This window comes from Staphylococcus simiae (assembly GCF_017357005.1).
In the GTDB taxonomy this organism is placed as follows: domain Bacteria; phylum Bacillota; class Bacilli; order Staphylococcales; family Staphylococcaceae; genus Staphylococcus; species Staphylococcus simiae_A.
The window spans coordinates 1,734,619-1,761,125 of sequence record NZ_CP071589.1 but is presented as its reverse complement, the minus strand read 5'-3'; the positions used below and the strand labels follow the sequence as shown (position 1 = coordinate 1,761,125).

Annotated in this window: 28 protein-coding genes; 23 read left to right on the top strand and 5 right to left on the bottom strand. The window is 30.8% G+C overall.

Annotated features, from left to right (window positions below; all coding sequences use genetic code 11):
- The first annotated feature begins 4 nt into the window (after positions 1-4).
- The 3 genes from J3R86_RS07900 to J3R86_RS07890 all read left to right on the top strand — a co-directional run bounded on the left by J3R86_RS07900 (position 5) and on the right by J3R86_RS07890 (position 1,492).
- Positions 5-562, top strand: coding sequence for a head morphogenesis protein (locus tag J3R86_RS07900; RefSeq protein WP_242685721.1), 558 nt, complete (start codon positions 5-7; stop codon positions 560-562).
- A 187-nt stretch (positions 563-749) separates the two neighbouring features.
- Entirely contained in the window at positions 750-1,298 is a 549-nt protein-coding gene (locus J3R86_RS07895; RefSeq protein ID WP_242685720.1) for a polymorphic toxin type 50 domain-containing protein, read from the top strand.
- A complete protein-coding gene (locus tag J3R86_RS07890; protein WP_207516859.1) occupies positions 1,295-1,492 on the top strand; it encodes a hypothetical protein in 198 nt (65 codons plus the stop codon). Before J3R86_RS07895 ends, J3R86_RS07890 begins: the two co-directional genes overlap by 4 nt.
- 404 nt (positions 1,493-1,896) lie before the next feature.
- Here J3R86_RS07890 and J3R86_RS07885 read toward each other — a convergent pair whose 3' ends face one another.
- Entirely contained in the window at positions 1,897-2,922 is a 1,026-nt protein-coding gene (locus tag J3R86_RS07885) for a threonine aldolase family protein (RefSeq protein ID WP_207516858.1), read from the bottom strand.
- 188 nt (positions 2,923-3,110) lie between these two features.
- Between J3R86_RS07885 and J3R86_RS07880 the strand changes: the two genes are divergently transcribed.
- The 6 genes from J3R86_RS07880 (at position 3,111) to J3R86_RS07855 (ending at position 8,302) form a co-directional block, all read left to right on the top strand.
- Positions 3,111-3,308: a hypothetical protein gene (locus J3R86_RS07880; RefSeq protein WP_002465337.1), complete on the top strand. Its 198-nt coding sequence runs from the start codon at positions 3,111-3,113 to the stop codon at positions 3,306-3,308.
- Positions 3,309-3,351: 43 nt separating this feature from the next.
- Complete coding sequence (cls, locus tag J3R86_RS07875; protein ID WP_207516857.1) at positions 3,352-4,833, top strand: cardiolipin synthase; 1,482 nt, start codon at positions 3,352-3,354, stop codon at positions 4,831-4,833.
- Positions 4,834-4,999: 166 nt separating this feature from the next.
- Positions 5,000-5,878 (top strand): ABC transporter ATP-binding protein, encoded by an 879-nt coding sequence (locus J3R86_RS07870; protein WP_207516856.1) that lies wholly within the window; start codon positions 5,000-5,002, stop codon positions 5,876-5,878.
- Positions 5,869-6,600 (top strand): ABC transporter permease, encoded by a 732-nt coding sequence (locus tag J3R86_RS07865; RefSeq protein ID WP_207516855.1) that lies wholly within the window; start codon positions 5,869-5,871, stop codon positions 6,598-6,600. The genes J3R86_RS07870 and J3R86_RS07865 overlap by 10 nt, the downstream gene beginning before the upstream one ends.
- Before the next feature lie 5 nt (positions 6,601-6,605).
- A complete protein-coding gene (locus tag J3R86_RS07860) occupies positions 6,606-7,703 on the top strand; it encodes a sensor histidine kinase (protein ID WP_207516854.1) in 1,098 nt (365 codons plus the stop codon).
- On the top strand, positions 7,700-8,302 hold the full coding sequence (locus J3R86_RS07855) for a response regulator transcription factor (protein WP_207516853.1): 603 nt from the start codon (positions 7,700-7,702) through the stop codon (positions 8,300-8,302). Before J3R86_RS07860 ends, J3R86_RS07855 begins: the two co-directional genes overlap by 4 nt.
- A 130-nt stretch (positions 8,303-8,432) precedes the next feature.
- Here the strand turns inward: J3R86_RS07855 and J3R86_RS07850 are convergent, their stop codons facing one another.
- Positions 8,433-8,624: a LapA family protein gene (locus J3R86_RS07850; protein ID WP_207516852.1), complete on the bottom strand. Its 192-nt coding sequence runs from the start codon at positions 8,622-8,624 to the stop codon at positions 8,433-8,435.
- 137 nt (positions 8,625-8,761) lie between these two features.
- Here J3R86_RS07850 and nucI point away from each other — a divergent pair, with 137 nt between their 5' ends.
- The gene (gene nucI, locus J3R86_RS07845; protein WP_207516851.1) at positions 8,762-9,295 is read left to right on the top strand and encodes a thermonuclease NucI; all 534 of its coding nucleotides are present in this window, start codon (positions 8,762-8,764) and stop codon (positions 9,293-9,295) included.
- 605 nt (positions 9,296-9,900) lie between these two features.
- Here nucI and istB read toward each other — a convergent pair.
- A complete protein-coding gene (gene istB, locus J3R86_RS07840; protein ID WP_207516745.1) occupies positions 9,901-10,665 on the bottom strand; it encodes an IS21-like element helper ATPase IstB in 765 nt (254 codons plus the stop codon).
- Entirely contained in the window at positions 10,658-11,944 is a 1,287-nt protein-coding gene (istA, locus tag J3R86_RS07835) for an IS21 family transposase (protein ID WP_207516850.1), read from the bottom strand. Before istA ends, istB begins: the two co-directional genes overlap by 8 nt.
- A gap of 384 nt (positions 11,945-12,328) precedes the next feature.
- Here istA and ltrA point away from each other — a divergent pair, with 384 nt between their 5' ends.
- The 6 genes from ltrA to codY all read left to right on the top strand — a co-directional run bounded on the left by ltrA (position 12,329) and on the right by codY (position 19,423).
- The gene (gene ltrA / locus J3R86_RS07830; protein WP_207518488.1) at positions 12,329-13,615 is read left to right on the top strand and encodes a group II intron reverse transcriptase/maturase; all 1,287 of its coding nucleotides are present in this window, start codon (positions 12,329-12,331) and stop codon (positions 13,613-13,615) included.
- Positions 13,616-13,801: 186 nt separating this feature from the next.
- The gene (trmFO, locus tag J3R86_RS07825; protein WP_207516849.1) at positions 13,802-15,109 is read left to right on the top strand and encodes an FADH(2)-oxidizing methylenetetrahydrofolate--tRNA-(uracil(54)-C(5))-methyltransferase TrmFO; all 1,308 of its coding nucleotides are present in this window, start codon (positions 13,802-13,804) and stop codon (positions 15,107-15,109) included.
- Between the two features lie 619 nt (positions 15,110-15,728).
- Positions 15,729-16,622: a tyrosine recombinase XerC gene (xerC, locus tag J3R86_RS07820; protein ID WP_207516848.1), complete on the top strand. Its 894-nt coding sequence runs from the start codon at positions 15,729-15,731 to the stop codon at positions 16,620-16,622.
- Positions 16,622-17,167, top strand: coding sequence for an ATP-dependent protease subunit HslV (gene hslV, locus J3R86_RS07815; RefSeq protein ID WP_207516847.1), 546 nt, complete (start codon positions 16,622-16,624; stop codon positions 17,165-17,167). Before xerC ends, hslV begins: the two co-directional genes overlap by 1 nt.
- Positions 17,168-17,224: 57 nt before the next feature.
- Positions 17,225-18,628 (top strand): ATP-dependent protease ATPase subunit HslU, encoded by a 1,404-nt coding sequence (gene hslU, locus J3R86_RS07810; protein WP_207518534.1) that lies wholly within the window; start codon positions 17,225-17,227, stop codon positions 18,626-18,628.
- A gap of 21 nt (positions 18,629-18,649) precedes the next feature.
- A complete protein-coding gene (gene codY / locus J3R86_RS07805) occupies positions 18,650-19,423 on the top strand; it encodes a GTP-sensing pleiotropic transcriptional regulator CodY (protein ID WP_207516846.1) in 774 nt (257 codons plus the stop codon).
- 85 nt (positions 19,424-19,508) lie between these two features.
- On the opposite strand, the gene J3R86_RS12235 is transcribed toward codY, so the two are convergent.
- Complete coding sequence (locus tag J3R86_RS12235; RefSeq protein ID WP_278249685.1) at positions 19,509-19,640, bottom strand: hypothetical protein; 132 nt, start codon at positions 19,638-19,640, stop codon at positions 19,509-19,511.
- Positions 19,641-19,655: 15 nt separating this feature from the next.
- Between J3R86_RS12235 and rpsB the strand changes: the two genes are divergently transcribed.
- The 7 genes from rpsB (at position 19,656) to rseP (ending at position 26,493) form a co-directional block, all read left to right on the top strand.
- On the top strand, positions 19,656-20,423 hold the full coding sequence (gene rpsB, locus J3R86_RS07800; protein WP_207516845.1) for a 30S ribosomal protein S2: 768 nt from the start codon (positions 19,656-19,658) through the stop codon (positions 20,421-20,423).
- 282 nt (positions 20,424-20,705) lie between these two features.
- Complete coding sequence (tsf, locus tag J3R86_RS07795; protein ID WP_207516844.1) at positions 20,706-21,587, top strand: translation elongation factor Ts; 882 nt, start codon at positions 20,706-20,708, stop codon at positions 21,585-21,587.
- Positions 21,588-21,721: 134 nt separating this feature from the next.
- The gene (gene pyrH / locus J3R86_RS07790) at positions 21,722-22,444 is read left to right on the top strand and encodes a UMP kinase (RefSeq protein ID WP_002462103.1); all 723 of its coding nucleotides are present in this window, start codon (positions 21,722-21,724) and stop codon (positions 22,442-22,444) included.
- A gap of 19 nt (positions 22,445-22,463) precedes the next feature.
- Positions 22,464-23,018 (top strand): ribosome recycling factor, encoded by a 555-nt coding sequence (gene frr / locus J3R86_RS07785; RefSeq protein ID WP_095092672.1) that lies wholly within the window; start codon positions 22,464-22,466, stop codon positions 23,016-23,018.
- A gap of 333 nt (positions 23,019-23,351) precedes the next feature.
- On the top strand, positions 23,352-24,122 hold the full coding sequence (locus tag J3R86_RS07780) for an undecaprenyl pyrophosphate synthase (RefSeq protein ID WP_207516843.1): 771 nt from the start codon (positions 23,352-23,354) through the stop codon (positions 24,120-24,122).
- Positions 24,123-24,128: 6 nt separating this feature from the next.
- Positions 24,129-24,911 (top strand): phosphatidate cytidylyltransferase, encoded by a 783-nt coding sequence (locus J3R86_RS07775; protein WP_207516842.1) that lies wholly within the window; start codon positions 24,129-24,131, stop codon positions 24,909-24,911.
- 295 nt (positions 24,912-25,206) lie between these two features.
- Positions 25,207-26,493: an RIP metalloprotease RseP gene (gene rseP, locus J3R86_RS07770; protein WP_207516841.1), complete on the top strand. Its 1,287-nt coding sequence runs from the start codon at positions 25,207-25,209 to the stop codon at positions 26,491-26,493.
- The last annotated feature ends 14 nt before the right edge of the window (positions 26,494-26,507 follow it).

Genomic DNA, 26,507 nt, shown 5'->3' with positions numbered 1-26,507 from the left:
GAAATTGGAACAAGCTAAAGTACTAGGGAAGAAAGTAAACAGTACTGATCAAGCCATTGATAAAATAAGATATATTGATATTCCAACTCATACTAAAGAAGAAAATCAATTTATACAAGAACAACATAAAGCATTACTTAAAGATGCTAAAGAAAATAATAACAGTAATGAAGTGGCGTATTTATTAAAAAATGGTAAAGTTATAAAAGTATATGGTGACCAGGATAGTGTATCATTTGTGCCAGGAGAAAAATCAACAGAATTAATATTTAACAGCAAACCTTATTCAATAACGATGCTACATAATCATCCTGGACAATCAAGTTTTTCAATGAATGATTTAAAGCTATTTATTGAAAATAAATCTATAAAAACGTTAACAATTGTTACAAATTACAGCGCAGTAAAATATATAAGTAAAACTAGTTTATATGATGAAAATAAAGTAATTAGTCTTATTAAAGACATAAAGCAACATAATAATATCGAAAAAGCCGATATAGTTGTTGATTATATTCTAAAACAACTCTATAATACGAAGTATATAGAACTTAAAAGGTAATAGGGGTGAGCAAAATGTCAATTCAACAATTAGATGGACATATTTCTGTAGAAGACTTTTTTAAAGACATTGAAGAATATTATGAAAAATTAAAAAAAGAAAATCAAGAAACTAATAAATAAGCATCCTTTCTACACAGATAAATAGAAAGTGGTGCTATTTTTATACCCATTTTTAATCTTCCAATGTGAGTGAAGTATTTAAAGTTATGATGCCAGGTGTTAATGCACCATCGATGCATCCATTTTGTCTCAGTACTATCGTCCCACATGTTGGCAATTGGCGAAATCAATTCTTTAAAGAACGTAAAGGTAAGTATAAGTTAGAAGATGATAGTGAAGAATTACAACAAAATGCTAAAAATGAAATGCTAGAAATGATTAAAGATGGTAGAATAAAATTAGAATTAAACCATGAAAAACAAAACAGATACCAAAAAGGATATGAACTGTTTGAGAGAAATAGGAAGTATGCAATGGAAAGTGGATTTAACCAACCAAGTTTTACCACGCTATCTAATAAAGAGTTGAACAACTTAATTTTAAAATATGCTACTACCGGTAACATATTATTATTAAACGGAAATTTTAATCAAAAAGAGATAATTAACTTTGGAAAAATAATTGGAAAAGCATATATATCAGGTGAATACATTGAAACAAAAATAGGAAAAGTACATTATTCAAAAACAGGTACTCATGTTATACCATTCGTAGAAAAGGGGAGGATTAAATGAGAATTCCAAATTCATATGGACACGATGTTTTAGTAATTTTAGATAATGACAAAGAATTATCAGGATTTGTTATAGGATATGACAATCCATTTGAAAATGATTCTGGCAATTTTTCTATGGATTTAAAAACAAGTGTAGGTATATGGTCACTAGATGAATCAGAAATTAAAGAAATAAAACTACTAGATAAATAAGCATCCTTTCTACACAGATAAATAGAAAGTGGTGCTATTTTTATACGCTTTTTTAACCTTCCAACGTGAAGGTTATTTTTTATTGTCCAAAACATACTGATGACGTTATAAAAGCTGAAATGGAATAAGTCGACAGACTATAAATGGAGGTTGGTCTCATGGCAGAACAAGTTAATAATCATGTTGATGATACTCAACACACTGAGTCATCTCACAACACAGAAGTTAGTACTAACGACGACTAGCAACTAACGTAAAAATTTTTATAGTCCTACAATGATAAGTCTTACATAGAAATTTTTAATGTCGATAAATATATAAATTCAACTTTTAACATATACTAAACCATAAGTATATTCATTAATTATAAAAATAGGAGCACATAAGCGTACTCCTAAAATTTATTATATCAAAGATAATAATTTCTCAACCTGTTCTTCTGTTGTCGCCCAACTTGTTGCAAATCGAACAACTCGATGATTATCGTCATATTTTTCCCATATTGCAAATTTGACCTTTTGTTCTAATTCTCTTATTTTGTCTTCATGTAAAATGATAAATTGTTGATTTGTAGGCGAATCAAAATAAAGTTGATATCCTTTATCGATAAAGCCTTGTTTGACTTTTCGTGCCATGTTAATTGCATGCTTACTAATTTTAAAATATAAGTCATCAGTAAATAATTCTAAAAACTGTATACCAGTCAAACGTCCTTTTGCTAATAATGCACCATGTTGCTTAATTAAAGTCGTAAAGTTTGCCGGTTCATTATTTTTAGTGAAGACAATTGCTTCACCACATAATGCTCCGATTTTCGTGCCACCTATATAGAAAATATCACAATATTTAGCAATATCTTCTATTGATAAATCACTATTATCACTCATCAAACCATATCCTAAACGTGCACCATCCATAAATAGAGGTAAGTTATAATGACGACAAACATCTGATAAATCTTTTAATTCTTGCTTAGAATATAACGTACCATATTCTGTTGGATGGGAAATATAAACCATACCAGGGAAGACCATATGATCTTTTTTAAAATCTGAATTAAATGTTTCGATGTATTGCTTAACATCTTGAGGTAATATTTTTCCAGCATGAGATGGAATAGTTAGTACTTTATGTCCGCTAAATTCAATAGCACCACCTTCATGTACAGCTACATGACCACTATCTGCAGAAATAACACCTTCAAAACTTTTTAATACAGAATTTATGACAACTTGATTCGTTTGCGTACCACCAACTAAAAATCGAATCGTTGCCTCAGGACAGTTTATTACAGTTTTAATATTATCGATAGCTTGTTGAGTAAATTGATCAAAGCCATAACCAGCGGCTTGTATAAAATTGGTATCTATTAAACGTTGTAATACCTTTTCATGTGCACCTTCTAAATAATCATTTTCAAAAGAAATCACTTTATTGCCTCCCAATCAAAATAATAAATTATAAAATTTAATAATATTATTATACAATAAAGTTATGATACAACAAGGAGGTAAAACCATAATACAGTTGTTATAACTATACTTTTAGTGACAAAATTAATTGAATTTTACTTTAAAAAGCACTATGATTTAATAAACATAAAGAAAAGAGGGATATGATGGAACAAGTAAAATTTAAGACCTTTACTGCTGATACATTGGAGTTACTAGAAAAAGATATCAATAACTTCTTAAGTAGTGACGAAGCAAGTCAATTACATTTAGTTAGTATCACTATTAAAGAAATTGAAGAGCGTACTTTCCCACAAAATGAAGAAGAATTCAATGCTATTTTGACTTTATCTTTCACTAAATAATAATTAAAGAATGATTAGGTCATTCGGTATAGGAGCAAAATTTATGGAATTTTCATTTTCAAATGACTTAGGAACATTATTTACAATTATTTTAGCAATCGCTTTTATAATTAATATTGTCTTAGCATTTATTATTATCTTTTTAGAACGTGAAAGACGTTCGGCAAGTTCTACTTGGGCTTGGTTATTTGTATTATTTGTATTACCGCTTATTGGCTTTATCCTATATTTATTCTTCGGCAGAACTGTGTCGTCACGTAAGTTAAATAAATATAACGGTAAAGCTCTAACTGAATTTGATAGTTTAATTGAAAGTCAAATTGAAAGCTTTGATAAAGGAAATTATGGTACTAATAACAAACAAGTAGAGCGACATCATGATTTAATTAGAATGTTGTTAATGGAACAAGATGGCTTTTTAACAGAGGATAATACAGTTGATTACTTTATTGATGGTAATGACCTTTATGATCAAGTGTTAGAAGACATTAAAAATGCTAAAAATTATATCCATTTAGAATATTACACATTTTCATTGGATGGTCTAGGAACACGTATCTTAAAGGCTTTAGAAGAAAAGTTAAAGCAAGGTTTAGAAGTTAAAATTCTATATGATGATGTCGGTTCTAAAAATGTCAAAATGGCAAACTTTGATCATTTTAAATCTTTAGGCGGAGAAGTGGAAGCCTTTTTTGCATCTAAAGTTCCAATGCTGAACTTCCGTATGAATAATAGAAATCATCGTAAAATCATTGTAATTGATGGTCAATTAGGCTACGTTGGTGGCTTTAATATAGGTGATGAATATTTAGGCTTAGGAAAGTTAGGACATTGGAGAGATACACATCTACGTATTCATGGTGATGCAGTTGATGCGTTACAATTACGATTTATTTTAGATTGGAATTCTCAAGCACATCGTCCACAATTTGAATATGATCAAAAATACTTCCCTAAAAAAGATGGCGTGGAAGGTAAAACAGCGATTCAAATTGCTGCAAGTGGTCCTGCAAGTGAATGGCATCAAATAGAGTACGGTTATACTAAAATGATTATGAGTGCTAAAAAATCAATTTATTTACAAAGTCCATACTTTATTCCTGATAGTTCTTACATTAACGCTTTAAAAATGGCTGCGAAGTCAGGTGTTGATGTACATTTAATGATTCCATGTAAACCAGATCATCCATTTGTTTATTGGGCAACATACGCAAATGCTTCTGATTTATTAGAAAGTGGCGTTAAAGTTTACACTTATGAAAATGGTTTTATTCATTCTAAAATGTGTATGATTGATGAAGAAGCAGTATCCGTTGGGACTGCTAACATGGATTTCAGAAGCTTCGAATTAAATTTTGAAGTTAATGCGTTTATCTATGATGAACAACTTGCTAAAAATTTAAAAGCAGTTTATGAAGATGATATTACAAAATCTAAACAATTAACGAAAGAAGTATACGAACAACGTTCAACTTCTATTAAAATTAAAGAAGCTTTAGCCAAATTAGTGTCACCAATTTTATAAAAAGTAAACGTCTCACACTGTAATGATGTGGGACGTTTTTCTTGTCTATAATAATATTATGTAAACTAAAATGACAAATGTCATATTTATTTCATGACAATTGATACTAATACACATTATTAAAATCAGTTAAAGTTGATTTATAACGAAAAAGGTAGTGAAAACAATGATAACCATCAACAATTTAACTAAAACTTTCAATAATAATGATGTAGTTAAAGATTTGAATTTTAATATTGAACAAGGACAATGTACGGCTTTAATAGGAAAAAATGGTGCAGGAAAGTCAACGCTAATAGATTTATTAATAGGTAACATTAAAACTAGTAAAGGAGATATAACTGACTATGAAAACTTATTAATAAGTGCTAATAGAGGAGTGATGTATCAATATTCTAGTTTTCCGAAATCTGTTAAAGTTAAAGAATTATTTCATTTATATCAATCATTTTATAACGAAACGATGACATATAATAAATTTGTGGAACTAACAAAATTTGATGACCAAATATTAAATCAATATGCTATAAATTTATCTGGTGGCCAACAACGTATACTTGATTTTGTATTAACATTAGTTGGTCTACCACAGTTATTGATTTTAGATGAGCCTACCTCAGGGATGGATATAGAAAGTCGTGAACATTTTTGGTCAATCATTAAACGATTAAAACAACAAAATAAAACAATTTTTTATACGTCACATTATATTGAAGAAGTTGAGAGAATGGCTGATAAAGTCATATTTTTAGATCATGGACATATTCATTTTTATGATTCACCACAAACAATCAAAGAACATCATCAATCTTTGATTAAAATACCATCAAGCTATAATCTTAAACTAAATCATTCTGATTTATATCAATTAACTAGAGATAATACAAATCGTCTTATTATTACGACGTCTCATGTTGATAAAGTCTTATCTATATTGAAATCTGCACAGGTTAATTTAAATGATATTGAAATTACTAAAACATCATTATTAGAAGCTTTATTTCATGAAAACAATAATGACGTAAGTGATCAATCATGCTATTAAGTTATCTTTTATATGAAATTAAAATTATGTTTCGTAAAAAATTGACTTTAATGTTATCAATTATCTTTCCAGTATTCTTTTATATTTTGTTTACAAGTATTTTAGATTTACCAAAAGCTGTTCAACAACATTTTTATAAAGATTATATGTATAGTATGACAGTTTATAGCTTAATTAGTTTTAGTTTGATGACATTTCCTTTAGATTTAATTGAAGAGCAAAATAATGGTTGGTATAAAAAATTAATGTCTACCACCTTTAATAGTTTTAATTATTATACAGCTAAAATGATAAAAACAACGATTCTATATTTGTTAGCCATTGTCATATTATTCTTAGTAGCTCATTTTTATAAAGATGTAAATATGACAATGGCTAAGTGGTTATTATCTGGTTTTCTATTATGGCTAGGTGGTAGTAGCTTCTTATCATTAGGTTTAATCTTTGCACAGTTTAAAGATAGTCAAAAAGTGAATGCTATAAGCAATATTTTAACTATTGGTCTCGCAGTACTTGGTGGTTTATGGTTTCCAATCAATACATTTCCACAATGGTTACAGCACATAGGAAAAAGCTTACCTTCATATCATTTAAAGCAATTAGGTATAAGTGTAACAAATAATGAAGGCTTTCAATTTCAATCGTTTGCTATACTAATATTAAATAGTGTTATTTTTATAATGATAACTTATTTTATAAATAAACGAAAAAGTGTGGTGTAATTAAAATGCAACAGAAAGTAAAGGTATCACTCGGTGAATTATCATCGTTAATATATTTATTTTTTCCATTTATTGGTATTTTTGTTAGTACAATTAGGGGACCTAAGTGGTTATATGTTTGTATTGTTTTAATATTTACAGTATCTTACGTGTTACTTGTCATCTTTTATAAAAATTTGAGTCAAAACATTTTATTTAATATGTTAGTGATACATTATTTGGCGATTATTTACTTTGTCTATAGTTTTCAACCAATGATTAGCTTATTTTTCTTTTTTAGTGCTTTTGCATTACCATTTACTTTGAAAGTCACAGTGAAATCTAAAGAATTTATGATGTGTGTAACTACAATGGTAATTTGTTTGACCATTACATATCTATTTGATTCAAATATGATTATCTCGATGTTAATATTTTATGTTGTTATTACATTAATTATGCTTGGTAATTTCAAAGTTGTAGCAGAGCGTCAACTTAAATCTGAAATTGAACAAAAGAATGAATATATTAATGTATTGATTGCTGAACAAGAACGTCATCGTATTGGACAAGATTTACATGATACCTTAGGACATGTATTTGCTAGTCTGTCATTAAAGTCAGAACTTGCATATAAACTCGCAGATTCAAATATAGAGGCTACTAAAGTCGAATTATTGGCAATAAATGATTTGTCTAAAGATTCACTTATGAAAGTTAGGGAAATCATTAGTAATTTAAAATATCAATCATTTGAAGATGAAATTGTAGCAGTTGAAAAGATATTACAGGATACAGGTATACAATTTTTCTTTGAACATGGTCAGCTTGCTAATGCTTTAAATCCTACAAAACAATCCATTTTATCTATGATTTTACGAGAAGCAATAAATAATGTGATAAAGCATTCTGGTGCTAATAACGTTTATGGTTCATTAATTCAACGTAATACAATGCTCATATTTACAATTCAAGATAATGGACAAGGTATAAATGGTGATGTTGAGCCAACAGAGTTAACAAGTATTTATCAACGGGTAGAACAACTTGAAGGAAAGTTACATATTGATAATGTACAAGGTACACAATTAACAATTTCCATACCATTAGGAGGGGTCGCATGACTTCTATCATTATTGCTGAAGATCAAAACATGCTTAGACAAGCGATGGTTCAACTTATTAATCTCCATGATAATATAGACATAGTAGCAGATGTAGATAACGGTAGTGTTGCTTTGGAAAAAATTGCACAATTGCAACCTGATGTAGCAATATTGGATATAGAGATGCCTGGAATGACAGGGCTCGAGGTTTTATCGTTTGTTAGAGAGCATCAAATTAATACGAGAATCATTATTGTTACAACCTTTAAACGCAGTGGATACTTTGAAAAAGCTGTTGCTAATGACGTTGATGCCTACGTGTTAAAAGAAAGATCTGTAGATGATTTAGTGCAAACGATACATAAAGTAATGAAAGGTGAAAAAGAGTATAGTTCTAGTTTAATGACTTCATTATTTACTGAGTCAAATCCATTAACTCATAAAGAACAAGTAGTCTTAAGGGAAATAGGGAATGGGTTAAGTAGTAAAGAAATAGCAGATAACTTATTTCTAAGTGATGGTACTGTCCGCAATTATACGTCAACAATTATAGATAAATTATTTGCTGAAAATAGATTTGATGCATGGAAAAAAGCACTAGACAAAGGTTGGCTGTAGCTGTCGGTCTTGCTATTTATTTGTATCAAGATTTGCATGCTAATTCAGTAAAACTCAAAAAAATAAAGCTTGCTATAAAGTTAACATTATATCATGTTATTTTATAGCAAGCTTTATTCATATTACTGGTTTATTTATGTCGTCTTTTATTAACAATAGTGATAATAATATATACTATGAAGCCGACTAAAATACCTAAGAAAATTGATAGTACAGCAGAAACGATTAAAGGTAATTTAAAAACTATTTGGAGAATGATACCAATAATTACTGCAATGATTACAGCAATCAATGTGACCATATTCTCATTATTGATATTCATTTAATTCACTCCTTAACTATTATATTATAGCATGGTTCATAAGATTTAAAAGGAAAGAAAATAAATATGACTATTGACGTAGTTGTATAACTTATATATGATTAGTCGGTACAAAAATAGTAAAAGTAGGTGTAATAGTGAAATCTAATAAGTCAATCACTACAATAGTTGTGGCATTAATTGTTGTGGGTGTTTTAGCTTTTCAATTTATTAATCATTCAGGTCCATTTAATAATGGGAATGACTCTGTTCAATCAGGTGATTTGAAAGATAAAGATAAAGTACATATTACTCGAGTAGTTGATGGAGATACATTTGTAGCTACAAGAAATGGTCAACAAATAAAAGTTAGACTAACAGGGGTGGATACTCCAGAAACAGTCAAACCCAATACACCTGTCCAACCTTTTGGAAAAGAAGCTTCTAACTATAGTAAAAAAACGTTAACGAACAAAGATGTTTATTTAGAATATGATAAAGAAAAAGAAGATCGCTATGGTAGAACATTAGCATATGTCTGGTTAGATAAAGACCATATGTATAATAAAGAATTAGTTGAAAAAGGATTAGCAAGAGAAAAATATTTTGCACCTAATGGCAAGTATCGTAATGTATTCATTAAAGCTCAAGAAAAAGCTAAAGAACAACATTTAAATATATGGAGTAAATAAGCGTATATTACCGGAATTTAATGATTTGATTAAACTAAGAAGAGTCTTAGACAGTAGGTTCTAGTTTTTAGTAAAAAAGACAATTTCTATTGAAAGTTGATAGAAATTGTCAATTTCGTTAAAACCAAGCATTGTAGTGAAGACCCCCGAGGGAGCAGTACTAGCCGAAGTCCGGGGTCCTAACATAAATAAAATGATTAATCAGTTTATACAAACAGTGCGAGTTGGGGAATGCTGGGACAGCACGCTGGGAACACGAAAAGACAATATGGAGTATTGAACATAAAGAAGCACAAAGACGATTTAAAATAAAATCATCTTTGTGCTATTATTGTGCGCCCGGCATGGGTAATTACTAGACGGTGAAAGTCCGTTACAGGCTTGGTAGTAGGAACTGTTAGCGAAAGACAAGGGTGTCCATTGTGAAATGGAATCTGAAGGAAGTCGGACGCAAACACTCGCACTGACGAACAGAAATATCATACAAGGCTATGTGGAATGGATGAATCTGCAATACAAGATAAAGTCCGATACTACCCGAGTTCTATATGTAAATGTCAATAAAAGAATGTACAAAAATGATTGTTTAAGAATGTACAAAAATGTCATTCTGTCTTTTCAACTTTCACAAAATGGTCTTTTAACCGATAAGACTTCCCAGTTATTTTTATGACATTTGAGTGATGTAATATGCGATCTAAAATGGCATTAGCTATTTTAGGGTCTTCAAATATTTCATTCCATAAATTGAAATTAATATTTGTAGTAAAAATGGTACTTTTCTTCTCATATCTTAAATCAATCAGTTGGAAAAAGAGTTTGGCATCTTCACTATCAATAGGTAAATAGCCTATTTCATCAATAATTAGTAATTTATATTTACTATAGTGCTTGAGTCTATTTTCTAACCGATTCTCTAATTGAGATTTTTTCAAATTTTGTATTAAATCATGACATTTAATGAAATACGTACTTACTCTTTTTTTCGCTGCTGACATACCAATTGATGTAGCTAAATGGGTTTTACCTACACCACTTGGACCTAAAAAGACAATATTCTGATGGTTTTCTATAAATCGTAAATGAGTAAAATCTACGATTTCTTGTTTATTGACGTTAGGTTGGAATGAAAAGTCAAAGTCGCACAGTTCCTTTTTAAAAGGGAATGCTGCTACCTTAACCATTGATTCAATCATATTCTTTTCTTTAACTGCGATTTCATAATCACTCAATTTAATTAAAGTATCAATAAATGATAAATCGTTAGTGATACTAAAATCTATCACTTCATCTAAATGAGTAATCATTTGATTCATTTTTAGATATGACAGATTATCTTTTAAACGTTGGTAGTTAGTAATATTATTCATCATACATCTCTCCTATCGTTTTTAAATTATCTAAGGCCAGCTGATTAATATCATCATGGTCTCCATAGGAGACAGCTAGCGTTTCTAAATAGTGTTGTTGCTGATAATTTAATTTATGATGGGTAATAGGATGCTCAACGATTAATTTGGTGTTATAATAAACAAACAAACGTTGATCATAAACTTGAACTTCAACCGTTTTTCCATAGTATTCAGCAGGAACTGAGTACTGATTGGAGCGATATGTAATCATATTCGAACGATTGACTTTCAAATATTTATGTTCTACTTTATATGAGTTTCTTACATGGACATTGGGTAATGGCTGTAAGAAGCTCTTTTCTTTTTTTACTTCAATAATTGGTATTTTTCCTGTCCCATTATGCACTGAGTAATTCAAACGATCATTTAATTCGTCAATAAATTGTGGAATTTCATGTAAGTATAATTGTCCTTGATAGGCATGAATTTCATCTAATATTTTCATAATGGATTCAACTTTACCTTTCGTTCTAGGACGACCAGCTATACACGGCTTCACTTTAAAATTAAAATCATCAGCGAATTGTTTGAATTTAGGATTAACTTGTCCACTAAACGTTTCAGTCCTAGGTTGACTCATCACTGTTTTCATATTATCTGTAACAAGTTCCTCTGGAACACCTTCAATAGATTCAAAAGCTTGAACCATTAAATTAAGTAATACATCTAATGATTTACTCATCGTAACTTGCATAATTTTGAAGCGTGAATATGACAGGAGTAAAACACCAATATTTAAAGATACCTCTTGATGATCCTTCGTTTTAAATCTTATATCTTCCTTCCAATCAAATTGAGCTTGGCAACCTGGTTTTGTTTCAAATCTAGTTGTTCCAACAGGCGTTGACTTTTGTCGTCTTTTTTTAAAATAATTATTGAATAAATCATGTTTTCTTATATATGTTCTAAATGTGGAATACGCACAATTTAGACCATGATTATCTTTAAGGTATTGCCATAACACGCGTTTATAAAAGAATTTCTGTTCACATTCTTCAGACAACAATTCTTTTATTAAATCATAATAGGGATCAATTTTAGATTGTTTTTTTCGATTAACCGAAGGTTTAAAGCCATTTAAATATTTATCTATTGTTCTTCGATCTACATTCATTTGTCTTGCGATTTCACTTTTATTAATTTTCATGTTTAAGCTCTCCATAACAATTTTTAATTTTGGTAAATCTGAAAGAGTTGTAACTTCATAATCTGTATTTATATCTAAAGATAATTTCATTGTTATTCACCTCAATAAAATTATCTCTAAATTTTACAGATTGTACATACTTAAACAGTCAAAAGTGTACATTATTAAATTATCATTTCCATTCTATATAGTAAATGATGCAGTGGAATGAGTGGAAAGTGGTTACTCTTACCCGGGGAGGTCTCATCAGCGATAAAAAAATCGTAGTAATAACGAATGATGAGAAGTCAGCAGAGGTCATAGTAGGTAGAAATACTGAAGGACTGAACAATATTCATACAAAGTAAAGAATGGAGGTTAGAGATTTACAACGTACAGAATACAATTAATGATTGGCAACTCATAGAAAGATAAGTAGTGGAACGAAAAAGGATATATGAGTGCGTACAGTAAATCTTAGGTGAAATGAAAGAAATGTATCGTGAGTCTCCATCTATGATGGAGCTTGTTGTAAGAGAGAATAATATACAAAAAGCAATTAAGAAAGTGAAGAAAAACAACGGTGCACCTGGCATCGATGGCATGCGAGTAAGTGAATTAACATCACATTTCGCAAAATACTTTCCACAAATTAAACAAAAACTGCTTGATGGCACGTATAAGCCACAAGCAGTAAGAAAGGTTGAAATACCTAAATCAAATGGGAAAAAGCGCGTGCTTGGAATCCCTGTCGCAAGAGACAGAGTTATCCAACAAGCCATTAAACAAGTCATTGAACCTAGTATCGACCGTACTTTCTCAAAACACAGTCATGGCTTTAGACCGAATCGTAGTACAGGAACTGCACTTAAAGAATGTGCAACATACTATGAAGAAGGTTACTTAGTTGCAGTTGATTGTGATTTAAAACAGTGCTTTGATATGTTGAACCATGATAAATTAATGTATCTATTTGAACGACATGTTCAAGATAAAGCCATTTCTAAATTTATTCGTAGAAGCCTACAGGTTGGTGCAATCGACCTCAATGGTAATTATCGAAGTAGAGAAATAGGTGCACCGCAAGGTGGTGTTATTTCCCCGTTACTTTGTAATATTTATCTTCACGAATTAGATAATGAATTGGAGAAACGTGGTCATCGCTTTGTTCGTTATGCAGATGACTTCGTCATCTTTGTACGTACAAAACGAGCGGGTCAACGTGTCATGGAAAGTGTGACAAAGTTTATCGAAAAAGACCTTAAACTTATTGTAAATAGTGAAAAGAGCAAGGTAGGTTCTATCACACGTTTAAAGTTCTTGAGTTGTCTAATGACCAAAGTAAATGGCACTTATCGTTTCAGACCGACTATGGAAGCAAGAAGAAATTTAAAACGCACCTTAAGACGTCTAACGAAACGAAATAGACCAGGTACCTTTAAAGAGATTATATCAGAAATTAATCAAGTAACACGAGGGTGGATAAATTACTTTGGTAAAGGATTTATTACAGGTTTTGTAACGAAGTTACAATCATGGTTAAACCGACGCATTAGACAACTAATCCTCAAAAGATGGAAAAGAATAAAAACCAAATATAAGATGTTACGTAAGTATGGACTTGACCATAAGAGTGCAATGAAAATTGCCAATTCAAGAAAGAAATACTGGCGCTTATCATCAACGCATGAAGTTCATCGTGCACTTACAACAAAACGTCTCTACAAGTGGGGGTTAGAACCATTAACCCAACTCGCAGAGACGGCTTACGCAAGATATTGAACCGCCGAGTACGGAACCGTACGCTCGGTGGTGTGAGAGGACGGATAATCAAATAATGGTTATCCTCCTACTCGATGACGTTAAATTCACTTTAAAAATATAATGTTATATATAATGATTTGAAGTATAACAATTAACCAAAATATTAATATCATGCAATGAAATTTTTTATAAAGGAGAGTTACAATGACTCAAACTGTTAACGTTATTGGAGCTGGATTAGCTGGATCCGAAGCAGCATATCAATTAGCTGAAAGAGGTATAAAAGTTAATCTTATTGAAATGCGTCCAGTAAAACAAACACCAGCACATCATACAGATAAATTTGCAGAATTAGTGTGTTCAAACTCATTAAGAGGTAATGCCTTAACTAATGGTGTTGGTGTATTAAAAGAAGAAATGAGAAGACTAAACTCTTTAATTATTAAAGCAGCTGATAAAGCCCGTGTTCCTGCCGGTGGAGCATTAGCAGTGGATAGACATGATTTTTCTGGATATATAACAGAAACATTAAGAAATCATGAAAATATTAATGTAATTAACGAAGAAATTAATTCTATTCCTGAGGGTTATTCAATTATTGCAACTGGTCCTTTAACAACTGAAAATTTAGCGCAAGAAATTGTCGACATAACTGGTAAAGATCAATTATATTTTTATGATGCAGCAGCGCCTATTATTGAAAAAGAATCAATTGATATGGATAAAGTATATTTAAAATCAAGATATGATAAAGGTGAGGCAGCATATTTAAACTGTCCTATGACTGAAGAAGAATTTAATCGCTTTTATGATGCGGTATTGGAAGCAGAAGTTGCACCAGTAAACGAATTTGAGAAAGAAAAATATTTTGAAGGTTGTATGCCATTTGAAGTCATGGCTGAACGTGGTCGTAAGACTTTATTATTTGGCCCTATGAAACCAGTTGGCTTGGAAGACCCTAAGACTGGTAAAAGACCATATGCAGTTGTGCAACTAAGACAAGATGATGCAGCTGGTACATTATATAATATTGTTGGTTTTCAAACTCATCTTAAGTGGGGAGCACAAAAAGAAGTTATTAAATTAATCCCTGGTTTAGAAAATGTTGATATCGTACGTTATGGTGTTATGCATAGAAATACTTTTATCAACTCACCGGATGTTTTAAATGAAAAATATGAATTGATTAATCAACCTAATATTCAGTTTGCTGGTCAAATGACAGGAGTAGAAGGTTATGTTGAAAGTGCAGCAAGTGGTCTTGTAGCAGGTATCAATTTAGCACATAAAATGTTGGGCAAAGGCGAAGTTGTATTTCCAAGAGAGACAATGATAGGAAGTATGGCATATTATATTTCACATGCTAAAAATGAAAAGAACTTCCAACCTATGAATGCTAATTTTGGATTATTACCTTCACTAGAAAAACGTATTAAAGATAAGAAAGAAAGATATGAAGCTCAAGCACATCGCGCACTTGATTACTTGGAAAACTACAAAAAAACATTATAGATAGTTAAAAAGACTAGAAGTACTATTTTAAAATTTGCATGGCTGTAGTTAGCATTTTGCAAATTTAGAATAAATACGATTCTAGTCTTTTTTAATTGATTCTTTGCGTTAGTTGAATATCTATCATCTTGTCAGATATGAAGTTGAAATGTAAAGTCTATATGAAATTGATATACAAAATGAATTACTATTATCTGTAAATCAAGCTGCTTTGAAAAGGATTATTATAATAATTTGTCACACATATATAGATTAACTAAAATACATTGGGATAATTTTGTGTTGATATTACATCACTAGCTATATTTGTTACATATTTTTGACAATTTAAAAGAATCTTATCAAGATGAGCTAAATAAATGACACGCAATAAGATTTATACTGTAATATGTAGAAGAAAGTATTTAATATTGTTTGTTTAAAAGAAGTACATTCATTTAATTGTTAATTTATACATTGTAGTGTGTAACTAAACATTTTCGTTATAAACATTTTAATAAAAGTAAAAATTATTATGATAAAATTAATTCAATTCTCAAAAGATTTAGAATTGAATATCAAATTACTGTAAGCCCTATTTTGTATATGCTACAATTTATATTGGTGGAGAGGTGACATATTGAATAACATCCAACAATCATTTTTAAAGACATTAAAAGTAGAAAGAAACTTTTCTGAACATACATTAAAATCATATCATGATGATTTAGTTCAATTTAATCAATTTTTGGAACAAGAACATTTAGAATTAAAAACGTTTCAATATCGAGATGCTAGAAATTATTTAAGTTACCTTTATTCAAATAAGTTGAAAAGAACTTCAGTATCTCGTAAAATCTCAACGTTACGTACTTTTTATGAATATTGGATGACTATGGATGACTCCATCATTAATCCATTTGTGCAATTAGTACACCCTAAAAAAGAGCAATATCTTCCTCAATTTTTCTATGAAGAAGAGATGGAAGCCTTGTTTAATACGGTACAGCAAGATGCCAAAAAAGGTATTAGAGATAGAGTGATTTTGGAGTTGTTGTACGCAACAGGTATTCGAGTATCTGAATTAGTTAATATTAAGCAACAAGATATTGATATGTATTCCAATGGCGTAACGGTTTTAGGAAAAGGTAATAAACAACGCTTTGTTCCTTTTGGTGAATTCTGTAAGCAAAGTATTGAACAATATTTAGCTGAGTTTAAACCAATACAACATTCGAAACATGATTTTTTGATTGTAAATTTAAAAGGTGAAGCGATTACTGAACGTGGTGTTAGATATGTCCTGAACGACATCGTTAAACGTACATCAGGAGTTAGTAAGATACACCCTCATAAATTAAGACATACTTTTGCCACACATTTATTAAATGAAGGTGCTGATTTGCGAACTGTTCAAGCACTATTAGGACATGTAAATTTATCGACAACAGGAAAATATACTCACGTATCGAATCAACAATTGAGAAAAGTGTATTTAAATGCACATCCTAGAGCAAAAAAGGAGAATGAATAATGAGTAATAATACTTTACATGCAACGACTATTTATGCCGTAAGACATAATGGGGAAGCAGCTATGGCTGGTGATGGGCAAGTGACATTAGGACAACAAGTCATTATGAAACAAACTGCCCGCAAAGTAAGACGTTTGTATGACGGCAAAGTTTTAGCTGGTTTTGCTGGAAGTGTTGCTGATGCCTTTACACTATTTGAAAAATTCGAAACAAAATTACAACAATTTAGTGGTAATTTGGAACGAGCTGCAGTTGAATTAGCTCAAGAATGGCGTGGAGATAAACAATTACGTCAACTTGAAGCAATGTTGATTGTCATGGATAAAGATGCAATTTTAATCGTAAGTGGTACTGGTGAAGTTATAGCTCCAGATGATGACTTAATTGCAATTGGTTCTGGTGGTAATTATGCTTTAAGTGCAGGTAGAGCATTAAAACGACATGCATCACATATGTCAGCTAAAGAAATGGCTTATGAAAGTCTTAAAGTAGCATCAGACATTTGTGTCTTTACGAATGACAATATTGTAGTAGAGACATTATAAAGTTAGAAATTTGGAAATGAATACTGAAATTTAGTGCAAAATGGAGGAATGAAATTAATGGATACAAGTGGAATTAAATTGACTCCAAAAGAGATCGTATCTAAATTAAATGAATATATTGTTGGGCAAGACGATGCCAAGCGTAAAGTTGCGATTGCTTTACGTAACAGATACAGAAGAAGCTTATTAAATGAAGAAGCTAAGCAAGAAATATCCCCTAAGAATATTCTTATGATTGGACCAACTGGTGTAGGTAAAACTGAAATCGCAAGAAGAATGGCCAAAGTTGTTGGCGCACCTTTTATCAAAGTTGAAGCTACTAAATTTACAGAAGTAGGTTATGTTGGTCGAGATGTTGAAAGTATGGTAAGAGATTTAGTAGATGTTTCAGTTAGGTTAGTAAAAAATAACAAAAAAGCACTAGTTAAAGATGAGGCAACGAATAAAGCAAATGAAAAACTTGTCAAATTATTAGTGCCAAGTATGAAAAAGAAAGCTTCACAATCAAATAACCCGCTAGAATCTCTATTTGGAGGTGCAATTCCTAATTTTGGTCAAGACAACGATGAAGAGGAAGAAGCACCAACAGAAGAAATTAAAACGAAACGTTCTGAAATTAAACAACAATTGCTAGAAGGTAAACTTGAAAAAGAAAAAGTACGTATTAAAGTTGAACAAGACCCAGGTGCTTTAGGCATGTTAGGAACTAATCAAAATCAACAAATGCAAGATATGATGAATCAATTAATGCCTAAGAAAAAAGTTGAAAGAGAAGTTGCTGTTGAAACGGCGCGTAAAATCTTAGCAGATGATTTTGCAGACCAATTAATCGATCAAGAGACAGCAAATCAGGAAGCATTAGAATTAGCAGAGCAAATGGGTATTATTTTCATTGATGAAATAGATAAAGTAGCTACTAATAATCAAAATAGTGGTCAAGATGTTTCTAGACAAGGTGTACAAAGAGATATTTTACCAATTTTGGAAGGTAGCATGATACAAACAAAATATGGTACTGTGAATACTGAACATATGTTATTTATTGGAGCAGGCGCATTTCATGTTTCTAAGCCAAGTGATTTAATTCCTGAATTACAAGGTCGTTTTCCAATTAGAGTTGAACTTGATAGCTTAACAGTAGCAGACTTCGTAAGTATTTTAACAGAACCTAAATTATCATTAATAAAGCAATACGAAGCATTATTACAAACAGAAGAAGTAACAGTTAATTTTTCAGATGAAGCCATAACGCGTTTAGCTGAAATTGCTTATCAAGTAAATCAAGATACTGATAATATAGGTGCTAGACGATTGCATACTATTTTAGAAAAAATGCTCGAAGATTTATCATTCGAAGCACCAAATATGCCGCATGCTGTTGTAGATATAACACCTCAATATGTTGACGATAAACTAAAATCAATTTCAACAAATAAGGATTTAAGTGCATTTATTTTATAAAATATAAAAGGAGAAAGATTCATGAGCTTATTATCTAAAACTAGAGAATTAAACACATTATTACAAAAACACAAGGGTATAGCTGTAGATTTTAAAGATGTAGCACAAACAATAAGTAGCGTAACAGTTACGAATGTTTTCATCGTATCGCGTAGAGGTAAAATTTTAGGATCAAGTTTGAATGAATTATTAAAAAGTGAACGAATTATTAGTATGCTAGAAGAAAGACACATTCCAAGTGAATATACTGAACAATTAATGGAAGTTAAACAAACTGAATCGAATATTGATATCGATAATGTTTTAACAGTGTTCCCACCAGAAAATAGAGAAGTGTTCATCGATAGCAGAACTACAATCTTCCCAATTTTAGGTGGTGGGGAGAGATTAGGTACACTTGTATTAGGTAGAGTACATGATGATTTTAATGAAAATGACTTAGTATTAGGTGAGTATGCTGCAACAGTTATAGGTATGGAAATTTTACGTGAAAAACACAATGAAGTGGAAAAAGAAGCTAGAGACAAAGCAGCGATTACTATGGCAATTAATTCACTTTCTTACTCAGAAAAAGAAGCAATTGAACATATCTTTGATGAATTAGGTGGTACTGAAGGATTGCTAATCGCATCAAAAGTTGCTGATAGAGTTGGAATTACAAGATCTGTAATTGTTAACGCCTTGAGAAAACTTGAAAGTGCCGGTGTTATAGAATCGCGTTCTTTAGGTATGAAAGGTACATTCATTAAAGTTAAAAAAGAAAAATTCTTGGATGAATTAGAAAAAAGTAAATAGTTAATAACAAAGATAGATATGATAGATATTTTAAACAATCAATTGCTTATCTGTCTCTGTTAAACCTTTTAAAAATTGTTTGCTTTTAACCATACAATATGTTATATTTATCTTCGGCTATAAAGCCAATACACACATTACAAATAACGATATGTAAATGGTGCAATACTTGTTGTATTGTTTTTACAGTAGTTTGTAATGGAGGTAATTTAACCATTAGGAGGAATTTATTATGGCAGTAATTTCAATGAAACAATTGCTAGAAGCAGGTGTTCACTTCGGTCACCAAACACGCCGTTGGAACCCAAAAATGAAAAAATATATCTTCACTGAAAGAAATGGTATTTATATCATCGACTTACAAAAAACAGTGAAAAAAGTTGACGAAGCTTATTACTTCTTAAAACAAGTATCTGAAGATGGCGGTAAAGTCTTATTCGTAGGTACTAAGAAACAAGCACAAGAATCAGTTAAAGCTGAAGCAGAACGTGCTGGACAATTCTACATTAACCAAAGATGGTTAGGTGGATTATTAACTAACTATAAAACAATCTCAAAACGTATCAAACGTATCTCTGAAATTGAAAAAATGGAAGAAGATGGTTTGTTCGAAGTTTTACCTAAAAAAGAAGTTGTTGAACTTAAAAAAGAATACGACCGTTTAATCAAATTCTTAGGCGGTATTCGTGATATGAAAACAATGCCTCAAGCATTATTCGTAGTTGACCCTCGTAAAGAGCGTAACGCTATTGCTGAAGCACGTAAATTAAATATTCCTATCGTAGGTATCGTTGATACTAACTGTGATCCAGATGAAATTGATTACGTTATCCCAGCAAACGATGATGCTATTCGTGCCGTTAAATTATTAACTGGTAAAATGGCAGATGCTGTCATAGAAGGACAACAAGGCGTATCTAATGAAGAAGTTGCTGCAGAGCAAAACATCGATTTAGATGAAAAAGAAAAATCAGAAGAAACAGAAGCAACTGCAGAATAATTACTGTTGACTCTGACTTGATATAGTTTAAATGGGTGATAAGATATATATGCTTATCACCTTTTTTAAAAGGGAAATATAAATGAAATGTTAACTGTTATGGTTATTTATGTTAAGACTTTTAGGTAAGTAAAGCGATAAGTCTAATAAAAAAATCTCAGATATGAACAATCATTTATCTATAAAAAATTGCGAAATATAACAATAGACTATTGGCAATTAAACCTAAATTAATGCTAAAATTAAAACAAATATTTATATAATTTATTGGAGGAATAAAGAATGGCTACTATTACAGCAAAACTTGTTAAAGAATTACGTGAAAAAACTGGCGCAGGCATGATGGATTGTAAAAAAGCGCTAACTGAAACAGATGGCGATATTGATAAAGCGATTGATTATCTACGTGAAAAAGGTATTGCTAAAGCAGCTAAAAAAGCTGACCGTATTGCTGCAGAAGGTTTAGTACACGTTGAAGTAAAAGGTAATGAAGCTGCAATTGTTGAAATTAACTCAGAAACAGACTTCGTTGCTCGTAACGAAGGTTTCCAAGAACTAGTTAAAGAAATTGCTAATCAAATCCTTGAATCTAAAGCAGAAAATGTTGATGCTTTAATGGAAACTACTTTACCAAACGGTAAATCAGTTGATGAAAGAATGAAAGAAGCTATTTCTACAATTGGTGAAAAATTAAGCATCCGTCGTTTTGCAGTAAGAACTAAAACTGACAATGATGCATTTGGTGCATACTTACACATGGGTGGACGTATCGGTGTGTTAACGGTAGTTGAAGGTTCAACTGACGAAGAAGCAGCTAAAGATGTAGCTATGCATATTGCTGCAATCAACCCTAAATATGTTTCTTCAGAACAAGTTAGTGAAGAAGAAATTAATCATGAAAGAGAAGTATTAAAACAACAAGCTTTAAATGAAGGTAAACCAGAAAAAATCGTTGAAAAAATGGTTGAAGGACGTTTACGTAAATATCTACAAGAAATTTGTGCTGTAGACCAAGACTTCGTTAAAGACCCTGATCAAACAGTTGAAGCTTTCTTAAAATCAAAAGGTGGAAAACTTGTTGACTTCGTACGTTATGAAGTAGGAGAAGGTATGGAAAAACGCGAAGAAAACTTTGCTGACGAAGTAAAAGGACAAATGAAATAATCTGTCATAAAGTATAACAAGGAAGAAGACACCTATAGTACGACTTATTACTGTGTTTCACATGTTAATAAGGAGTAACCGTGTCTTCTTTACTTGTATATGTTACATATATTCACGATAGAGAGGATAAGACAATGGCTCAAAATTCTAAATATAAACGTGTAGTTTTAAAACTAAGTGGTGAAGCACTAGCAGGAGATAAAGGATTTGGTATCAATCCAATTATTATTAAAAGTGTTGCTGAACAAGTTGCAGAAGTAGCTAAAATGGACTGTGAAATTGCAGTTATTGTTGGTGGAGGTAATATTTGGAGAGGTAAAACTGGTAGTGATTTAGGCATGGATAGAGGTACTGCTGACTATATGGGTATGTTAGCTACTGTTATGAATGCATTAGCATTACAAGATAGCCTTGAACAATTAGATTGTGATACACGTGTCTTAACATCTATTGAAATGAAGCAAGTTGCAGAACCATACATTCGTCGTCGTGCAATTAGACACTTAGAGAAGAAACGAGTAGTGATTTTTGCTGCTGGTATTGGTAATCCATACTTCTCAACAGATACAACCGCTGCATTAAGAGCTGCAGAAGTAGAAGCAGATGTTATTTTAATGGGTAAAAATAATGTTGATGGCGTTTACTCAGCAGATCCTAAAGTAGATAAAAATGCAGTTAAATATGAACACTTAACTCATATTCAAATGCTACAAGAAGGTTTACAAGTAATGGATTCAACTGCATCATCATTCTGTATGGATAATAATATTCCATTAAACGTATTCTCTATTATGGAGGAAGGAAATATTAAACGTGCTGTAATGGGTGAAAAAATCGGTACGTTAATTACAAAATAAAATACGAGGTGTTTTTATAATGAGTGACATTATTAATGAAACTAAATCAAGAATGAAAAAATCTATCGATAGCTTGTCTCGCGAACTTGCTAATATTAGTGCAGGACGTGCTAATTCAAACTTATTAAATGGTGTAACTGTCGATTACTATGGTGCACCTACACCAGTTCAACAATTGGCTAGCATTAATGTTCCAGAAGCACGATTGCTTGTTATTTCTCCATATGATAAAACATCTGTTGGTGATATTGAGAAAGCAATTATCGCAGCAAATTTAGGCGTTAACCCAACTAGTGATGGTGAAGTAATTCGTATTTCTGTGCCTGCTTTGACTGAGGAACGCAGAAAAGAATTAGTTAAAGACGTGAAAAAAATTGGGGAAGATGCAAAAGTTTCTGTTCGAAACATTCGTCGTGATATGAATGAACAATTGAAAAAAGATGAAAAAAATGGTGATATTTCAGAAGATGAATTAAGAAGTCAAACAGATGATGTTCAAAAAGCTACTGATAGTTCTATCAAAGAAATTGATCAATTAGTTGCTGATAAAGAAAAAGACATCATGTCAGTATAAAAATTTTCGATATAGTTATAACAGTGACGAGATCATTGTTATAGATATTAAAAATTCATAAAAATGAATGAGTGATACACATTTAAAACAGTTAAGTGAAAACACTTTATTAGCGAGTATATAAGATAAAATAAAATTATATAATTAAAATGAAGTGCTTCGTTTTAACATCAGTAGGTATGTCACGTTCATGATATAAACTGTACCGAGTACGACTTTGGTACAGTTTTTTTATTTGCTTATTCAATGCGTTAAATGAGTATGATAAAATGATAGATGATTGTTTAATACATATACTATATAACAGAGATGATCAGGCTCGGAGGAAAGACCATGTTTAAAAAGCTAATAAATAAAAAAAATAATATAAATACCCATGATGATAATTTGGATTTAACAAATATTCCTGAACATATTGCTATCATTATGGACGGAAATGGCAGATGGGCAAAGAATAAAAAAATGCCTAGAATTAAAGGTCATTACCAAGGAATGCAAACGGTGAAAAAAATAACGCGTAAAGCAAGTGATATGGGTGTTAAATACTTAACATTATATGCCTTTTCCACAGAAAATTGGTCAAGACCTGAAAATGAAGTAAATTATATTATGAATTTACCTGTAGATTTTTTAAAAACATTTTTACCAGAACTTATTGAAAAAAATGTTAAAGTTGAAACAATTGGGTTTACAGATAAACTTCCTAAAAAAACATTAGAAGCTATTAATAATGCGCAAGAAAAAACAGCTAATAATACAGGCTTAAAATTGATATTTGCTATAAATTATGGTGGTAGAGCAGAAATTGTACATAGTATAAAAAATATGTTTGAAGAGATGCAACAACAAGGGTTAAACAGTGATATTATCGATGAAGCATATATAAACAATCATTTGATGACTAAACATTATCCAGATCCTGAATTATTGATTCGTACATCTGGAGAACAAAGAATAAGCAACTTTTTAATTTGGCAAGTTTCATATAGTGAATTTATCTTTAATCAAAAATTATGGCCTGACTTTGACGAAGATGAATTAGTTGAATGTATTAAAATTTATCAGTCACGTCAACGTCGTTTTGGCGGATTAAGTGAGGAGTAGTAAAGTATGAAAGTAAGAACGCTAACTGCAATTATTGCCTTATTGGTTTTCTTGCCTATATTGTTAAAAGGTGGACTAATTTTAATGTTATTTGCTAATTTATTAGCATTAATTGCATTAAAAGAGCTACTCAATATGAACATGATTAAGTTTGTTTCTTTTCCAGGAATAATAAGTGCAATCGCATTAATCATTATAATGTTGCCTCAAGATGCTGGTGCATGGGTACAAGTGATACAATTAAAAAGTTTAATTGCAATGAGTTTTATTGTTTTAAGTTATACAGTCTTATCTAAAAATAGATTTAGTTTCATGGATGCAGCTTTTTGCTTAATGTCAGTGGCATATGTAGGCATAGGATTTATGTATTTTTATGAAACTCGATCTGAAGGGTTACATTACATATTATTTGCTTTTTTAATTGTTTGGCTTACTGATACAGGTGCATATTTATTCGGTAAAATGTTTGGTAAACATAAATTATGGCCAGTAATTAGTCCGAATAAAACAATCGAAGGTTTTATTGGAGGACTGTTCTGTAGTTTACTGGTACCAATAATTATGTCATTTTTTGTAGCGTTTAGTATGAATATGTGGTTATTATTATCGATAACTATTGTATTAAGTCTTTTTGGACAATTAGGAGATTTAGTAGAGTCTGGTTTTAAACGACATTTTGGTGTAAAAGACTCTGGACGAATTTTACCCGGACATGGTGGTATTTTAGATAGATTTGATAGTTTTATGTTTGTACTACCATTACTAAACATTCTATTAATTCAGATTTAATGATTTAATTTATATTTTTAATCTGTGAAAAGCTATATTAAATTAGGAATTATATTGATTGATAAGATTTTTGTGTTGTTATAGTAATTACAAAACTAATAAAATTGAAATTATACATGTTGAGGAGTTATTGAGATATATTGATATCTTATAACTCCTTTTGAAAATCTTAAGCAAATTTTTCAGAAATTCGTACTTTATTGTTTGTTATTAAATAAGTACATATTATAATAATGATATTATGTTTATAAACTAACGTAACATTTGAAATATACAATTAATCGAGGTGTAGCTAATGAGCTATTTAATTACAATTATTGCTTTCATTATAGTGTTCGGTGTATTAGTAACTGTTCATGAATATGGGCATATGTTTTTTGCCAAAAGGGCTGGCATTATGTGCCCTGAATTTGCTATCGGTATGGGTCCGAAAATTTTTAGTTTTAGAAAAGATGAAACATTATACACAATTCGTCTATTACCAGTCGGAGGTTATGTTCGTATGGCAGGAGATGGTTTAGAAGAACCTCCTGTTGAACCAGGTATGAACATTAAAATAAAATTAAATGACCAAGATGAAATAACGCATATTATTTTAGACGATCAACATAAGTTTCAACAAATAGAAGCGATTGAAGTTAAAAAATGTGATTTCAAAGATGATTTATTTATTGAAGGTATAACTGCATATGATGATCTAAGACATCACTTTAAGATTGCTAACAAAGCATATTTTGTAGAAAATGGTAGTTTAATACAAATAGCACCACGCGATCGTCAATTTACACATAAGAAACCTTTAGCTAAATTTTTAACTTTATTTGCTGGACCACTGTTTAATTTTATATTAGCTTTAGTGTTATTTATTGCTTTGGCTTTTTACCAAGGTACACCTACTGCATCTATTGCACAAGTTGCCGATAACACTCCAGCACAACAAGCTGGTTTACAAAAGGGCGATAAAATTGAACAAATAGGACCATATAAAATTTCCAAATTTGAAGATGTCGATAAAGCATTAGCTAAAGTTAAAGATAATAAAACAACTGTAAAATATGATAGGGGTGGTAAGTTGCATTCTGTAGTATTGACCCCTAAAAAAGTCGAACAAAAAGTTACTAAAGTCTCTTCAGTTACTAAATATCAATTAGGATTCCAACCAGCAAGTGAACACACATTATTAAAGCCATTTAAATATGGATTTGATAGTTTTATTCGAGGTGGAACACTTATTTTTACTGCTGTAGTGGGAATGATAGGTAGTATTTTCACAGGTGGATTCTCATTTGATATGTTAAACGGACCGGTTGGTATTTATCACAATGTGGATTCAGTAGTTAAATCTGGCATTATAAGTTTAGTAGGCTACACGGCTTTACTAAGTGTTAACTTGGGAATTATGAATTTGATTCCTATTCCAGCACTAGATGGTGGAAGAATTTTATTTGTTATTTATGAAGCAATATTTAGAAAGCCAGTTAATAAGAAAGCTGAGACTGCCATTATTGCAGTCGGTGCAATCTTTATGATAATCGTTATGATTTTAGTAACCTGGAATGATATACAACGATATTTCTTATAATTAAAATGGAGGAT

Coding starts and splice junctions, on each gene's coding strand:
- trmFO (WP_207516849.1), top strand. CDS start 13,802: ATGACTCAAACTGTTAACGTTATTGGAGCTGGATTAGCTGGATCCGAA.
- J3R86_RS07775 (WP_207516842.1), top strand. CDS start 24,129: ATGAAAGTAAGAACGCTAACTGCAATTATTGCCTTATTGGTTTTCTTG.
- pyrH (WP_002462103.1), top strand. CDS start 21,722: ATGGCTCAAAATTCTAAATATAAACGTGTAGTTTTAAAACTAAGTGGT.
- hslV (WP_207516847.1), top strand. CDS start 16,622: ATGAGTAATAATACTTTACATGCAACGACTATTTATGCCGTAAGACAT.
- cls (WP_207516857.1), top strand. CDS start 3,352: ATGGAATTTTCATTTTCAAATGACTTAGGAACATTATTTACAATTATT.
- J3R86_RS07855 (WP_207516853.1), top strand. CDS start 7,700: ATGACTTCTATCATTATTGCTGAAGATCAAAACATGCTTAGACAAGCG.
- frr (WP_095092672.1), top strand. CDS start 22,464: ATGAGTGACATTATTAATGAAACTAAATCAAGAATGAAAAAATCTATC.
- rpsB (WP_207516845.1), top strand. CDS start 19,656: ATGGCAGTAATTTCAATGAAACAATTGCTAGAAGCAGGTGTTCACTTC.
- J3R86_RS07870 (WP_207516856.1), top strand. CDS start 5,000: ATGATAACCATCAACAATTTAACTAAAACTTTCAATAATAATGATGTA.
- ltrA (WP_207518488.1), top strand. CDS start 12,329: ATGTATCGTGAGTCTCCATCTATGATGGAGCTTGTTGTAAGAGAGAAT.
- hslU (WP_207518534.1), top strand. CDS start 17,225: ATGGATACAAGTGGAATTAAATTGACTCCAAAAGAGATCGTATCTAAA.
- codY (WP_207516846.1), top strand. CDS start 18,650: ATGAGCTTATTATCTAAAACTAGAGAATTAAACACATTATTACAAAAA.
- J3R86_RS07890 (WP_207516859.1), top strand. CDS start 1,295: ATGAGAATTCCAAATTCATATGGACACGATGTTTTAGTAATTTTAGAT.
- istB (WP_207516745.1), bottom strand. CDS start 10,665: ATGAATAATATTACTAACTACCAACGTTTAAAAGATAATCTGTCATAT.
- J3R86_RS07880 (WP_002465337.1), top strand. CDS start 3,111: ATGGAACAAGTAAAATTTAAGACCTTTACTGCTGATACATTGGAGTTA.
- istA (WP_207516850.1), bottom strand. CDS start 11,944: ATGAAATTATCTTTAGATATAAATACAGATTATGAAGTTACAACTCTT.
- rseP (WP_207516841.1), top strand. CDS start 25,207: ATGAGCTATTTAATTACAATTATTGCTTTCATTATAGTGTTCGGTGTA.
- J3R86_RS07850 (WP_207516852.1), bottom strand. CDS start 8,624: ATGAATATCAATAATGAGAATATGGTCACATTGATTGCTGTAATCATT.
- J3R86_RS07865 (WP_207516855.1), top strand. CDS start 5,869: ATGCTATTAAGTTATCTTTTATATGAAATTAAAATTATGTTTCGTAAA.
- tsf (WP_207516844.1), top strand. CDS start 20,706: ATGGCTACTATTACAGCAAAACTTGTTAAAGAATTACGTGAAAAAACT.
- J3R86_RS07780 (WP_207516843.1), top strand. CDS start 23,352: ATGTTTAAAAAGCTAATAAATAAAAAAAATAATATAAATACCCATGAT.
- J3R86_RS12235 (WP_278249685.1), bottom strand. CDS start 19,640: ATGGTTAAATTACCTCCATTACAAACTACTGTAAAAACAATACAACAA.
- J3R86_RS07860 (WP_207516854.1), top strand. CDS start 6,606: ATGCAACAGAAAGTAAAGGTATCACTCGGTGAATTATCATCGTTAATA.